Here is a 14,468-nt window from a genome sequence, read left to right on the forward strand (position 1 = left end):
CGTTCGGGTCCTTCTCTTTCAGTGTGCGGCGGGCGTCGTGCCCGTCGCATCGGGTTGGGTAATGGCCAGTACCACGCGTTCCATCTGCATGAAGCGCGAGCCCTTCACGAGCAGCGTGGCCGATGCGTCGTAGCCGGCCTGCAGCAGTTGCGCGACGAGCGATGCGTGATCGGCGGCATGCTGCGCGCCCTCGCCGAACGCGGTCGCCATGTCGCGCGACGCGGCGCCGAGCGTGAACAGCGCATCGATGCCGCGCTCTTTTGCATACGTACCGACTTCGCGATGGAACGCCGGGCCCTCGTCGCCGACTTCGCCCATGTCGCCCATCACGAGCACGCGCGGCGACGGCTGCGCGGCGAGCACATCGATTGCGGCGCGCGCCGAATCGGGATTCGCGTTGTAGGTGTCGTCGATCACCGTAGCGCCCGCGAGCGCGCCGATCGCGGCATGCTTCACCTGCAGACGTCCCTTCACCGGCATGAACGATTCGAGCCCGCGGCGGATCGCGTCGAGCGACACGTTCGCGGCGAGCGCGGCGGCCGTCGCGGCGAGCGCGTTGCGTGCGTTGTGATCGCCCAGCACCTGCAGCGCGATGTCCACGCGGCCCGCCGGCGTGTCGGAGGTCAAACGATTGCCGACGAACGTGCCAGTGACGGCGGCTGCAGTGGTGCGTTGCGGCGTGTTCAGCGCGAAGTCGAGCACGCGGTTGCCGGTCGCGGCAACGCGCCACACGCTCGCGTACGCATCGTCGGCCGGGAACACGGCGGCGCCGTCGGGCGTCAGCGCGTGGATCACTGTCGCATGTTCGAGCGCGACGGCTTCCACCGTCGCCATGAATTCCTGATGCTCGCGCTGCGCGTTGTTGACGACGGCGACCGTCGGCGCGGCGATCTTCGCGAGCTGTTCGGTCTCGCCGGGATGGTTCATGCCGAGCTCGACGACGGCGAGCTTGTGCGCGGCGCCGAGACGGAACAGCGTGAGCGGCACGCCGATGTCGTTGTTGAAGTTGCCAGCGGTTGCAAGCCGCGCGTCGTCGCCGACCGCTGCCGCGAAGATCGACGAGATCATCTCCTTCACGGTGGTCTTGCCGTTGCTGCCGGTGACCGCGACGAGCGGCATCGTGAAGCGCTGACGCCAGCCGTTCGCAAGCGCGCCGAGCGCGACGCGCGTGTCCGCGACGCGCAGCGCGGGAATGCGCCAGTCGCCCGGGCTGCGCGTGACGAGCACCGCGCTCACCTGGCGCGCGGCAACTTCCGCGAGGAAGTCGTGTGCGTCGAAGCGGTCGCCCTTCAGCGCGACGAACAGATCGCCCGGGCCGGCGGTGCGGCTGTCGGTCGAGACCTGATCGAAGGTCGCGTTCTCATCGCCGAGCACGGTGGCGCCGGGAATCAGCGCGGCGGCTTCGCGTAGCGAAAACATCGTCATTCGCCTCCTCCACGGGTCTGGGTTGCGCGCGCGGCGAGTGCGAGCCGCGCGTGGTCCTGGTCGGAGAAAGCCCGCTTCTTGCCCATGATTTCCTGCGTGGACTCGTGGCCTTTGCCCGCGAGCACCACCACGTCTTCGCGCTTCGCGCCGCGCACCGCCTGCAGGATCGCGCTCGCGCGATCGTCGACGCGGCGCGCCTTCGACGGATCGCGCATGCCCTGCACGATCTGGTCGATGATCGCGACCGGGTCTTCGCCGCGCGGGTTGTCGCTCGTCACGACGACGCTGTCCGCGAGACGCTCGGCGATCGCGCCCATCAGCGGGCGCTTCGTCGCGTCGCGATCGCCGCCGCAGCCGAACATGCAGACCAGTTCGCCGCCGCGTGCGAGCGCGATCGGGCGCAGCGCGTCGAGCGTTTTATCGAGCGCGTCCGGCGTGTGCGCGTAGTCCACCACGACGAGCGGCTCGTCGTTCTGGATGCGACCGCCCAGGCGCTGCATGCGGCCGTTCACCGGCTCGAGCCTGGCGATCTCGGCGATGGCGACGTCGAACGGCACGTCGGCTGCGAGCAGCGCGCCCAGCACGCCCAGCAGATTGCTCACGTTGAAATAGCCGAGCGTCGCGACTTCGACGTCCGCGCTGCCCCAGTCGGAGGTCTCTAGATGGAACGCGGTGCCCATCTGCGTGGCGCGCAGGTTCGATGCGATCAGCGTCGCGTCCGCGACCGGACCACCCGCGGCAACGCTGCGCGCGACGTTCGGCGACTCGATGCCGTACGCGATGACGTGCGCTTTGCCGCGCGTGCTCGAGATCAGGCGGCGGCCGGCTTCGTCGTCGCGATTGATCACCGCGCAGCGCAGATCCGGCCACGCGAAGAGGCGCGCCTTCGCGGCTTCATACGCGGCGAACGTGTGGTGATAGTCGAGGTGATCCTGGGTGAGATTCGTGAACACCGCGATGTCGAACAGCGTGCCGTTCACGCGCCCCTGATGCAGCGCATGTGACGACACTTCCATCGCCACGGCTTGTGCGCCTGCATCGCGCAACGCGGCGAGATTGCGCTGCGTTTGCGGCGCGTCGGGCGTCGTGAAGCCGGTGTACACGAGCTGACCCGGCATGCCGCTGCCGAGCGTGCCGATGATCGCCGCGCGCTGGCCGGCATTGGTGAGCGCGGCCGCGATCCATTGCGTGCACGACGTTTTGCCGTTCGTGCCCGTTACGCCGATCACGCGCATCTGCTCGCTCGGCTCGCCGTACCATGCGGACGCGATCGGGCCCGCGAGATCGTTCAGCGCGGGCACCGCGAGCGAGACCGCCGGGTCGACGCTGCCCGTGAACTGTTCCGGCTGATAGAGCACCGCGGCCGCGCCGCGTTCGATCGCGGCTGCGATATGCGGACGGTTGTCGGCACCATCGACGGCATACGCGAGAAACGCGTCGCCGGCCGCGAGCGTGCGGGTATCGGCGTGCAGATGCGCCGCCGGCTGCACGCGCGTGCGCAGCCAGGCGAGCGCGTCGGCGATCTGATGATGCGCCGGATGCCTCGAACGTTGCGCGCTCATCGCACGACTCCCGGACGGCTCTTTGCGTTCGCCGCGACTTTCAGCTTCTTCGCACCGCTGTTCGCATTGTTGACCGGCAGCTTGCGCACCGGGGCCGCGGACGACGGTTTCTGCGCGGCGTCGGCGGGCTGTGCGGAGGCGGTGTCGTCCGACACGACCATCTGCTTGATCGGCATGTTCGGCGGCACATTCAGCGAACGCAGCGTATCGCCGACGATCGACGAGAACACCGGACCCGACACCTGACCGCCGAAGTGGCCGCCGGCGGTCGGTTCGTCGACCGATACCGCGACCACGATGCGCGGATCCGGCATCGGCGCCATGCCGACGAACGACGCGCGGTACTTCGACTTGTCGTAGCCGCGGCCTTCGTGCTTGTACGCGGTACCGCTCTTGCCGCCGACGCGATAGCCCGGCACCGCCGCATCCGGCGACGTGCCTTGCGTCGACACGACGCTCTCGAGCATCGTGCGCACTTCGCGGGCGGTAACCGGCGAAAACACCTGCGTGCCGGTGACCGGCTGGTCGTCGCCCGGGTGATGGAAGATCGTGACCGGCATGATCTGGCCGTCGTGCGCGATCGCCGTGTACGCACGCGCGAGCTGGAACAGCGACGCGGAGAGACCATAACCGTACGACATCGTGGCCTGCTCGATGCGGCGCCAGCTTTTCCAAGGACGCAGCCGGCCCGCCGCCGCGCCGGGGAACCCGACCTTCGGCGCCTGTCCGAGACCGATGCTGGTGTACATGTTCCACATCTCTTCGGGCTTGAGCGTCATCGCGATCTTGGTCGCGCCGATGTTGCTCGACTTCTGGATCACGCCGCCGACGGTCAGCACGCCGAACGCGCTATCGTCGGTGATCGTCGCGCCATCCAGCGTGAAATGCCCAGCGCCCGTATCCACCAGTGTAGTCGGCGACACGCGATGCAGGTCGAGCGCGAGCGATATCGTGAACGGCTTCATGATCGAGCCCGGCTCGAACACGTCGGTCAGGATGCGGTTGCGCAGCTGTTCGCCGGTCAGGTGCGAGCGGTCGTTCGGGTTGTAGGTCGGATAGTTGACGAGCGCGAGCACTTCGCCCGTGCGCACGTCGACCACCATTGCCGCGCCGGCCTTCGCCTTGAATTTCTCGACGGCCGCTTTCAGGTTCGTGTACGCGATGTACTGGATCTTGCTGTCGATCGACAGTTCGACGTCGCTGCCATTGTGCGGCACGACCTGCTCGTCGACGTCCTCGACGATGTGGCCCATCCGGTCCTTGATCACGTGGCGAATGCCGGGCACGCCCGCGAGCATCTTCTGGTCGCTCAGCTCGACGCCTTCCTGCCCTTCATCCTCGACGTTGGTGAAGCCGATCAGGTGAGCGGTGATCTCGCCCTCTGGATAGAAGCGCTTGTATTCCGGGCGTTCGTAGACGCCGGGAATACCGAGCGCAACCACCTGCTGCGCGATGTCGAGCGGCACCTGACGTTTCACGTAGACGAAGGTCTTGTCGCCGGAGAGTTTCGCGCGCAGTTCGGTCTGCGACATATTGAGCAGCTTGCCGAGCGCGGCCAGCTTGTCGGCGCCGAGATCGTCGGGCACGGTATCGGGAATCGCCCAGATTGCGCGCACGGGCAAGCTCGTCGCGAGCACGAGGCCGTTGCGATCGAGAATCTTGCCGCGCGTGGCGGGCAGTTCGATGGTGCGCTGGTAGCGGCTTTCGCCCTGCTTCTGATAGAACGCGTTGCCGGGTCCCTGAATCCAGAACGCGCGCGCGGCGAGCGCGACGAACGCCATGAACAGCATGAACACGACGAGCTTCGAGCGCCACATCGGCAGGCGCACGGACAGGATCGGGTTGGCGGTGAACGCGACGCTCTTGTGCTTCGGATTGGACGTCTTTTTCATCGCGTGCCTCCGCGTTTGCCGGCAGGCGATGAAGAAGCGTCCGGCGCGGAGACCGGCAGCGGGGTGTCGACCGCCTTCGCGGCGCCCGGATCGAGCGTCAGGTATTGCGTGCGGCCGGTAGTGACGGGCTGCATTTTCAGGGAGTCTGTAGCGATCTGCTCGATGCGCGATGTTTTCGACAGCGCGCTCTGCTGATATTGAAGCTGCGCGTAGTCCTGCTGAAGCTGATGCTCCTGCGACTGCGCGCGTTGCAACTGGATGAATATCTCGCGCTGCTGGTTCGTCGCGTTGACCACCGACAACGCGCAACCCATCACGACGAAGAGCAGGAAGATGTTGAGGCGGTTCATGGCGCGACACGCTCCGCGATACGCATCACGGCGGAACGTGCGCGCGGATTCGCGGCGACTTCGGCGTCGCTCGCGAACACGCGGCCCAGCAGTTTGAGCGGCGGGCTGGGCAGATCGACCGCACGGATCGGCAGCCGACGGTCCACCGCGGGCGCGCTGGACTGCGCCTGCATGAACCGCTTGACGATCCGGTCCTCGAGCGAATGAAAGCTGATCACGACCAGCCGCCCCCCTTGCTCAAGCAGCGACAGCGCTGCCTCTAGTACGACTTGCAGCTCCGCAAGCTCTTGATTGACGTGAATCCGTATAGCCTGAAAGGTGCGGGTTGCCGGGTCCTTACCCTTCTCACGGGTTTTGACGACGTTAGCCACGATTTGGGCAAGCTCGCCCGTGCTGTCGAGAGGCCCAAGACGGTCGGACTCTGCCCGGCGAGCAACAAGCGCCTTTGCAATCTGAAAAGCAAACCGTTCTTCCCCATAATCCCGTATCACCTCCGTCAGTTCCTGCACCGTGGCCCGCGCGAGCCAGTCAGCGGCGGACTCGCCGCGCGTCGGGTCCATCCGCATATCGAGCGGGCCGTCCGCGCGGAAGCTGAAGCCCCGCTCGGGATCGTCGAACTGCGGCGACGACACGCCCAGATCCAGCAGCACACCCGATATGCGTCCTACTCCGCGCTCCGCGACCGCGGCGCGCAGTGAAGCAAAACTCTCATGCACGATGCCGAACCGTGGGTCGGCGATCTTCTGCGCTTCGGCAATGGCCTGCGGGTCCTTGTCGAACGCAATCAGGCGTCCGGCTTCGCCCAGCTTCGCCAGCACCGCGCGGCTGTGCCCGCCGCGCCCGAACGTGCCATCTATATAGATACCGTCCGCGCGCGTGACGAGCGCATCGACCGCTTCGTCCAGCAGCACCGTGCGATGCTGCAGCCCTTCTTCCATCGCAGGTGCCATGTGTCCTTCCTGCGATCAGATGATGAAATTCTTGAGCGAGTCGGGCAGGCCCTGCTGCATGGCAGCGGCCTCCTGCTGCTTGTAGGTCTGCGCGTTCCACAGTTCGAAGCGCTTGCCCATGCCGAGCAGCATCACGTCTTTCGCCAGGCCCGCCGCTTCGCGCAGTTCAGGCGCGACCAGCACGCGCCCGGCGCTATCGAGTTCGACATCCGCCGCGCTGCCGAGAAAGATCCGCTGGGCCCACTTCGCATCCATCGTCAGACCCATGATCCGTTCGCGAAAGTCTTCCCACTCGGGGCGCGGAAACAGCAACAGGCAGCCGTCCGGGTGCTTGGTCAGCGTCACCCGTCCTTCTGCCTGTGCTTGCAGCGCATCCCGATAGCGAGACGGAATCGACATCCGTCCTTTCGCATCGAGCGTCAGCGCCGACGCCCCCTGGAACACTTCGCTCTCCCTTTTGCCGCGCCCTTCGACGCTCGCCCCACTGCCCCGAAAACTTACCCGAAAGTGTTCTCTGGATCACACAAATCTACACTTTCTCACACTGTCTCCCACTGTAGAGGAACGCCCAAGGTGGGTCAAGGGAGCGCGACGCTTTTTTCTTTAATTTTGTTTGTTAGAACAAGGACTTAGCGGCACCCATTCAAGCGGCGCGCAAACAGAAAATCGTTATAAATGAATGAGCTACTCGAACTTGTGAAGGTAATAGGTGAAAAGCCGGAGCAAACCGCGTGGCTCGAAAGCGATGGAAGGCTACGTGGCGGGGGTTATTGCGCGGAGAAACCGGGAATATTCCAGTCGATGAAGCTGAAGGCGCGAGGTGGGACCGCGTCCCACCGTCCGGGCACAGGTTACAGGTAGTACGCGGTGCGGGTCATCACCTTCGAAGCCGCTCGCATCAGCGCGCGCGCGGGAAACGGCAGCTCGACGCCGCCGGCGTCGGTCGCGGCCTTGCCGTGCGCGGCCTCGTCGTCGCGCATCTGCTCGACGACCGCGCGCGATTCGATGTCGGCCGCAGGCAGTTCGCTCAGGTGGCTATCCAGATGCTTCTCCACCTGGCGCTCGGTCTCGGCCATGAAGCCGAGACTCACGCGGTCGCCGAAACGGCCGGCTGCGAGACCGATCGCGAGCGCGCCCGCGTACCACAGCGGATTCAGCACGCTCGGCCGGGCATCGAGCGCCTGCAGGCGGCGCGACGTCCATGCGAGATGATCTTCTTCCTCGCGCGCGGCGCGATCGAAGGCTTCCTTCAGCGACGGCGACCGCGTGGCGAGCTTCTGCGCCTGGTAGAGCGCCTGCGCGCACACCTCGCCGACATGATTCACGCGCATGAGGCCGGCCGCGTGCGCGCGTTCCGCCGGCGACAGCTCGGCTTCGACATGGTCCATCGCGGCTTCCGGCACAGGCATCGGACGGGACATGCGCGATATGCCTGTCATTGATCGTAAACCCCGATCGAACTCGCCAATCAGCTCATCAAGCGTCATTCAGCCCTCCTCATCGGCCACGTTTGAGCGCAGTACGACTGTGATAACCGACGTTCCGGAGCAGTTGCCCGCACCTTGGAAAACCTCGCTTCGTGCCTGATTTCACAGCCAATTTTGCATTCTAGACCATGTTGCGTAAACGAAACAGGAATGGACCGGGTGGTCGGCTTTTGCTTTGTTCACAGTATTCCCTTTGTTACATTACGTGCACTTCTTCGGGAAGTTTCGTAGCAAACGGGCAGGCGAAGCACATAAGCCGTTCAGATAAGTCGCCGCACCGAAAAAACAATTCGTATCACCCTTGGAGATCTTTTCAATGAAAAAGTCGCTTCTCGCGCTCGCCGCACTCGGCGCGTTTGCTGGTGTCGCTCACGCACAAAGCAGCGTGACCCTGTATGGCATCATCGACGAAGGCTTCAACTACACGTCGAACTCGGGCGGTCACCCGCTGTACAACCTGTCGTCGGGCGTTCTGCAAGGCAGCCGTTTCGGTCTGCGCGGCGCTGAAGACCTCGGCAACGGCCTGAAGGCAATCTTCGTGTTGGAAAATGGCTTCGACACCAACACCGGCAAGCTGGGTCAAGGCGGCCTGATGTTCGGTCGTCAAGCGTACGTCGGTCTGTCGAGCTCGCAATTCGGCTCGGTCACGCTGGGTCGCCAGTATGACTCCGTCGTCGACTACGTCGGTCCGCTGGAAGTGGGCGATCAGTGGGGTGGCTACATCGCCGCTCACCCGGGCGACCTGGACAACTTCAACAACGCGTACCGCACCGACAACACGATCAAGTACACCAGCGCGAACTACGCTGGCCTGACGTTCGGTGGTACGTACAGCTTCGGCGGCGTTGCCGGACAGACGAGCGAAAACCAGATCATTTCGTTCGGCGCTGGCTACAACAACGGCCCGCTGGTTCTCGGTGCTGGTTACTTGAACGCACGCACGCCGTCGAACGCAGGCGGCCTGTTCGGCAACAGCACGTCGACCTCGACGGCTGCTTCGGTTTCGACGCCGGTCTACGCGGGCTACACCTCGGCCAACACGTACCAGGTCATCGGTGCGGGCGGTGCGTACACGTTCGGCGCGGCAACGGTCGGTGCGACGTACTCGAACATCAAGTTCATGAACCTCGGCGCCAACGGCACGACGATCTATCAGCACGGCGATACCGCAACGTTCAACAACGCCGAAATCAACTTCAAGTATCAGCTGACTCCGGCTCTGCTGATCGGTACGGCCTTCGACTACACGAAGGGCAGCTCGATCACGGAAACGAGCGGCGCGACGAACCCGGGCGCGAAGTACTATCAGTTCGCGCTGGGCGCCGACTACTTCCTGTCGAAGCGTACCGACGTGTACGTGACGGGCATCTACCAGAAGGCGTCGGGCACGGACTCGAAGAACGAAAACGCGGTTGCGGCGATCAACAATCTGACCGCTTCGACGAGCGATCGTCAGGCGACCGTGCGCATCGGTATCCGCCACAAGTTCTAGTAAGTCGTAAAAACGCTGTACATCTCGAAGGCGCCTTAGGGCGCCTTTTTTTCGTTGTGCCCGCGATCTACAGGATGGACTTGCGGGTCGTGATGCGACGCTGCTTGCGGTTCCCCGCTCAAGCGCCGCGGTCGATACTCGTTATGCCCGCCCGTCCCGCAATTCGCGCCGCAGGATCTTGCCGACGTTCGTCTTCGGCAGTTCGGTGCGGAATTCGATCAGCTTCGGACGCTTGTAGCCCGTGAGCTGCTCCTTGCAGAACGCGAACAGCTCGGCGTCGGTCAGCGCGTCGTTCTTCTTCACGACGAACAGCTTCACGGCTTCGCCCGAGCGCTCGTCCGGCACGCCGACTGCGGCCACCTCGAACACGCCGGGGTGCTTCGCGACGACGTCCTCGATCTCGTTCGGATACACGTTAAAGCCCGACACGAGAATCATGTCCTTCTTGCGATCGACGATCTTGACGTAGCCTTGCTCGTTGATCGTTGCGATATCACCGGATTTGAAGAAGCCGTCCGACGTCATCACCTTCGCCGTCTCGTCCGGGCGATTCCAGTAGCCGGCCATTACCTGCGGACCGCGAATGCACAGCTCGCCTGCCTGGCCGAGCGGCAGTTCGTTGCCGTCGTCGTCACGGATCGAGACTTCGGTCGACGGCAGCGGCAAACCGATCGTGCCGTTGTACTCGCTCGACGTAGCCGAGTTGCAGGTCACGCACGGCGAGGTTTCCGACAGGCCATAGCCTTCGATGATCGGCGCGCGCGTACGCTCGAACCAGCGTTTCGCGACGGCTTCCTGCACGGCCATGCCGCCGCCGTTCGCGACCAGCAGGTTCGAGAAGTCGAGCCTGTCGAAATCCGGGTGATTCAGCATCGCGTTGTACAGCGTATTCACGGCGGGAATCGTCGTGATCGCGTAGCCTTGCAACGCCTTGATCATGCCGCCGATATCGCGCGGGTTCGGAATCAGCACGCCCAGCCCGCCGGTGCGGATCGTCAGCAGGCCGCACACCGTCAGCGCAAACACGTGATAGAGCGGCAACGCGACCACCGTGACGAACTGCGAGATGTCCGGGCGCTTCGCCTTCGCGGCGTCGAGCCAGACCTGCGACTGCAGCACGTTGGCGATCAGGTTGCGATGCAGGAGCGTCGCACCCTTCGCGACGCCGGTCGTGCCGCCGGTGTATTGCAGGAACGCGATGTCGTCGGGGCCGGTTTCGACCGGCTTGAAGGCGGAACGCGCACCCTCGCTGATTGCGTCGTTGAAGCGCGTGTGTCCCGGCAGACTCCACGCGGGCACCATCTTCTTGACGCGACGCACGACATAGTTGACCAGCAACCCTTTGACGCCCATCAGGTCGCCCATCGCCGCGACGACCACGTGCTTCACGGCCGTATTGCGCACCACGTTCTGCAGCGTCACCGCGAAATTCTCGAGGATGACGATCGCCTCCGCACCGCTGTCCTTCAGCTGATGCTCGAGTTCGCGCGATGTGTACAGCGGATTCACGTTCACGACGACGTACCCCGCGCGCAACACCGCGGCGATCGCGACCGGGTACTGCAGCACGTTCGGCATCATCAGCGCGATTCGCGCGCCGCGAGCGATGCCTTTCGACTGGAACCACGCAGCCAGCTTGCGGCTGTAGTCGTCGAGTTCGGCGTAGGTGATCTCTTTGCCCATGCAGGCGAACGCGGGCCGCTGCCGATGCCTGCTGAAGCTCTCCTCGAGCAGCGCACCGAGCGACCGGTACTGCGCCGGATCGATCTCCGTGGGCACGCCGGGCGGATACGATTTCAACCACACTTTTTCCATGCGGCGTCTCCTCCTGAATTTTCGAATGGTCGTGCTAAAAATCGCATCCTAGCACGCGGGTCCGCTGATCCGATCCGGTAACGGCACCGGTTAGACGGCGCCCTCGAAGCGCGTTTATGCGATGAAAAAGGGACGGTTCAACGAACCGTCACACGCGTTCGACCTCGACGAGGCAGTCGTAGAAGGTCGCCGAGCCGCCCAGATCCGTGAGCGCCTGGCTCGTGACCTCGTTCGCGTTGCGACCATCGGGCGCGAGCTTTTTCCACCAGATCGACAGGCCGACGACAAGGCCTTCGCGCGCGCGATCGGTCACGCGGGCGCGCGCCTGCATCGACCCGCGATCGTTGAAGACGCGCACCTGCTCGCCGTCGGCGATGCTGCGTGTGTGCGCGTCGGCTGGATGGATGTCCAGATGAGGCTCGCCTTCCGTCGAGCGCAAGCTGTCGACGTTGACGAAGGTGCTGTTGAGGAAGTTGCGGGCGGGCGGGGAAATCATGGCCAGCGGATAGCGTGCGGCGAGCTCCGGCGCGGCTTCGATTGATTCGTGCGGCGGCAGATAGTCCGGCACGGGATCGACGCCCTCGCGCTCGAGGCGTTCGCTGTAGAACTCACATTTGCCCGATGGCGTGCGGAAGCCGCCGTTGGCAAGCGGCGCGTCCGGCAGATTCAGACGCTGCCAGCCATTGTTCTTGAGAGCGGTCCAGTCGCAACCGGCGAGCGTCTCGTCGTCCCAGCGCAACGCCTGAGACGCAACCGCTTCGTCGCTCTCGTACAGCGCGGGTTCGTCGAGGCCCATCGCGCGTGCGAGACCACGGAAAATCTCGGTGTTCGGGCGCGCATCGCCGACAGGGGCGATGGACGGCACGTTGGCCATCACGTGTGTGTGCCCGTACGACTTGTGCACGTCGAAATGCTCGAGTTGCGTCGTGGCGGGCAACAGCAGGTCGGCGTAGTCCGCGGTGTCGGTCTGGAAATGCTCGAGGACGATCGTGAACAGGTCCTCCCGCGCAAAGCCCTGCGCGACACGCGCGGAATCCGGCGCGACGGCGACCGGGTTCGAGTTATAGACGACGATGGCTTCGACCTTCGGGCCGAAGGTTTCGTCGCCGTGATGCATCAGCGCATCGCCGATCGCGTTCATGTTGATCACGCGCGACTGCTTCGCGGGCCATCCGGGCATCAGATCTGGCCGCATCAAGGCAGCCGTGTCGACCGGCGCCCATCCGGACGAGGACAGCAGCAGTCCGCCCGCGCGCTCGCGCCACGCGCCCGTCAGCGCCGGCAGGCAGGCGATCGCGCGAACGGCGTTGCCGCCGCCCCGTACGCGTTGCATGCCGTAGTTCAGGCGGATCGCGGCCTTCTTCGTGCTGCCGTACAGGCGCGCAAGTTCGACGATCACGCTTTCGTCGATGCCGCAGATCGACGCGACGCGGGATGGCGGATAGTCCTGCGTGCGCGCCTTCAACGCTTCGAAGCCGAGCGTATGGTCGGCAATGTAGGCGTGGTCCAGCCGGTCCTCGCCGATCAGCACATGCATGATACCGAGCGCAAGCGCACCATCGGTGCCGGGGCGCAGCGCGATGTGCTGGTGGCACTTTTCGGCCGTCAGCGAGCGATACGGATCGATCGCGATCAATCTGGCGCCGCGACGCTTCGCCTCTTGTGCGTGGGTCCAGAAGTGCAGGTTCGAGGCGATCGGGTTGGCGCCCCAGATCAGGATGACTTCGCTCTCGCGGAAGAACTCGGTCAGCATGCCGAGGCTTGCGCCATAGGTGTACTTCAGGCCCGCCGCGCCGGCCGCGGCGCAGATCGTGCGATCCAGTTGCGACGCGCCAAGCTTGTGGAAAAAACGTTGCGCGATGCTGTCGCCCTGTACGAGGCCCATGGTACCGGCATAGCTATAGGGGACGAGTGCTTCCGGCGCCCGCGACGCGATTTCGCCCAGCCGGGTCGCGGCGAACTGGAGCGCCTCATCCCAGCTGATCGGCTCGAAACGGCCCTCGCCCTTGCGGCCGACGCGCTTCATCGGCGTTGTCAGACGTCGCGGATGGTGGACGCGTTCCGCGTAACGACTGACCTTGGTGCACAGCACACCTTGCGTCGGCGGGTGATCGGGGTCGCCCGTCACCTTGATCGCTCGACCGTTCTCGATCGTCACACGCATCGCGCAGGTGTCCGGGCAGTCGTGCGGGCACACGGCGCGGGCAATTTCGGTCGGAGCATTCATATGGCGATTCGGTTCGCGAGAAATTGCCGCAATTTTATTACGATCGCGGCACGCAGACGTCCAGGCGAGGTCGCGCCGCGAAAAAATCGATGGGCGTAGAATGGTTTGAATCGGCCCGGCGGTGTCTGCCCCGGGCGAATTCACGTCCAAAACGCCCCACGTCGACGCATCATGAAACTCATCCCTGAAATTCAAGCCGCACGCGGCGAAATCCAGACGTTGCGACGAACGATTCACGCTCATCCCGAACTTCGTTACGAAGAGAGCCTGACTGCCGAACTCGTGGTCCGGAAATTGACCGAGTGGGGCATCGAAGTGCATCGGGGAATGGGCAAGACAGGTGTCGTCGGTGTGATGAAGCGTGGCAACGGCACGCGCATGATCGGGCTGCGGGCCGACATGGACGCGTTGCCGATCCAGGAACTCAATACCTTCGAGCATCGCTCGCAGCACGACGGCAGGATGCACGCGTGCGGACACGACGGCCATACGGCGATGCTGCTCGGTGCGGCCCGCTATCTGGCGAAGCATGGTGAGTTCGATGGCACGATCGTCTTCATTTTTCAGCCGGCCGAGGAAGGCGGCGCCGGCGCCCAGGCAATGATCGACGACGGTCTGTTCACTCGCTTTCCCGTTGATGCGGTATTCGGCATCCACAACTGGCCAGGCATGGAAGCCGGACATTTCGGTGTAACCGAAGGTCCGATCATGGCTTCGAGTAACGAGTTCCGCATTGAAATCAAAGGCGTGGGTTCGCATGCGGCGATGCCGCACCTTGGCCACGACCCCGTGTTCACGGCTGTGCAGATCGCGAATGGTCTGCAAAGCATCATCACGCGCAACAAGAAGCCGATCGACACTGCGGTGCTGTCGATCACGCAGATCCACGCCGGCGACGCTGTGAACGTCGTGCCGAACGATGCCTGGATCGCGGGCACCGTGCGGACGTTCACGACGGCAACCCTGGATCTGATCGAGGAGCGGCTGCGCAGGATCGCCGAAGCGACTGCGGCAATGTATGACTGCGCGGTTAGCGTCAGATTCCACCGCAACTATCCGCCGACCATTAATAGTCGCGACGAGGCAAAGTTCGCAGCCGAGGTGATGCGGGAAGTGGTGAGAGCTGAAAACGTCGACGACGCGGTCGAACCGACGATGGGCGCGGAAGATTTGTAAGCGCGAATTTGACCGCACCTAGAATCGGAAGCTGAACGAGCGCAGGCTTGCGTCCGCAACTACAACTTGCGGACGCAACCGATGACACAGAA

Annotated in this window: 10 protein-coding genes and 1 pseudogene; 2 read left to right on the top strand and 9 right to left on the bottom strand. The window is 64.3% G+C overall.

Going from position 1 to position 14,468, the window contains the following annotated elements:
• Window positions 1-18: 18 nt before the first annotated feature.
• The 7 genes from DVS29_RS20290 to coq7 all read right to left on the bottom strand — a co-directional run bounded on the left by DVS29_RS20290 (window position 19) and on the right by coq7 (window position 7,666).
• Window positions 19-1,425, bottom strand: coding sequence for a UDP-N-acetylmuramoyl-tripeptide--D-alanyl-D-alanine ligase (locus tag DVS29_RS20290; RefSeq protein ID WP_118182270.1), 1,407 nt, complete (start codon window positions 1,423-1,425; stop codon window positions 19-21).
• Complete coding sequence (locus DVS29_RS20295; protein ID WP_118182271.1) at window positions 1,422-2,987, bottom strand: UDP-N-acetylmuramoyl-L-alanyl-D-glutamate--2,6-diaminopimelate ligase; 1,566 nt, start codon at window positions 2,985-2,987, stop codon at window positions 1,422-1,424. The genes DVS29_RS20290 and DVS29_RS20295 overlap by 4 nt, the downstream gene beginning before the upstream one ends.
• Complete coding sequence (locus tag DVS29_RS20300; protein ID WP_118182272.1) at window positions 2,984-4,879, bottom strand: peptidoglycan D,D-transpeptidase FtsI family protein; 1,896 nt, start codon at window positions 4,877-4,879, stop codon at window positions 2,984-2,986. Before DVS29_RS20300 ends, DVS29_RS20295 begins: the two co-directional genes overlap by 4 nt.
• Window positions 4,876-5,229 (bottom strand): cell division protein FtsL, encoded by a 354-nt coding sequence (ftsL, locus tag DVS29_RS20305; RefSeq protein ID WP_118182273.1) that lies wholly within the window; start codon window positions 5,227-5,229, stop codon window positions 4,876-4,878. Before ftsL ends, DVS29_RS20300 begins: the two co-directional genes overlap by 4 nt.
• Complete coding sequence (rsmH, locus tag DVS29_RS20310; protein ID WP_118182294.1) at window positions 5,226-6,167, bottom strand: 16S rRNA (cytosine(1402)-N(4))-methyltransferase RsmH; 942 nt, start codon at window positions 6,165-6,167, stop codon at window positions 5,226-5,228. Before rsmH ends, ftsL begins: the two co-directional genes overlap by 4 nt.
• 27 nt (window positions 6,168-6,194) lie before the next feature.
• Entirely contained in the window at window positions 6,195-6,623 is a 429-nt protein-coding gene (gene mraZ / locus DVS29_RS20315; RefSeq protein ID WP_118182274.1) for a division/cell wall cluster transcriptional repressor MraZ, read from the bottom strand.
• Between the two features lie 407 nt (window positions 6,624-7,030).
• A complete protein-coding gene (coq7, locus tag DVS29_RS20320; protein ID WP_118182275.1) occupies window positions 7,031-7,666 on the bottom strand; it encodes a 2-polyprenyl-3-methyl-6-methoxy-1,4-benzoquinone monooxygenase in 636 nt (211 codons plus the stop codon).
• 316 nt (window positions 7,667-7,982) lie between these two features.
• Here coq7 and DVS29_RS20325 point away from each other — a divergent pair, with 316 nt between their 5' ends.
• Window positions 7,983-9,158 (top strand): porin, encoded by a 1,176-nt coding sequence (locus tag DVS29_RS20325; protein ID WP_118182276.1) that lies wholly within the window; start codon window positions 7,983-7,985, stop codon window positions 9,156-9,158.
• A gap of 141 nt (window positions 9,159-9,299) precedes the next feature.
• Here DVS29_RS20325 and DVS29_RS20330 read toward each other — a convergent pair whose 3' ends face one another.
• Together DVS29_RS20330 and DVS29_RS20335 are read right to left on the bottom strand one after the other, a co-directional pair.
• Window positions 9,300-10,973, bottom strand: a complete 1,674-nt coding sequence (locus DVS29_RS20330; protein ID WP_118182277.1) for a long-chain fatty acid--CoA ligase — start codon at window positions 10,971-10,973, stop codon at window positions 9,300-9,302.
• Window positions 10,974-11,121: 148 nt separating this feature from the next.
• The gene (locus tag DVS29_RS20335; protein ID WP_118182278.1) at window positions 11,122-13,200 is read right to left on the bottom strand and encodes a molybdopterin-containing oxidoreductase family protein; all 2,079 of its coding nucleotides are present in this window, start codon (window positions 13,198-13,200) and stop codon (window positions 11,122-11,124) included.
• Between the two features lie 171 nt (window positions 13,201-13,371).
• Between DVS29_RS20335 and DVS29_RS20340 the strand changes: the two are divergent.
• Window positions 13,372-14,370 (top strand): annotated as a pseudogene (locus DVS29_RS20340) (M20 aminoacylase family protein); the annotation flags it as partial.
• Window positions 14,371-14,468: the final 98 nt, after the last annotated feature.

The sequence above is a fragment of the Paraburkholderia phosphatilytica genome, assembly GCF_003443895.1.
In the GTDB taxonomy this organism is placed as follows: Bacteria; Pseudomonadota; Gammaproteobacteria; order Burkholderiales; family Burkholderiaceae; genus Paraburkholderia; species Paraburkholderia phosphatilytica.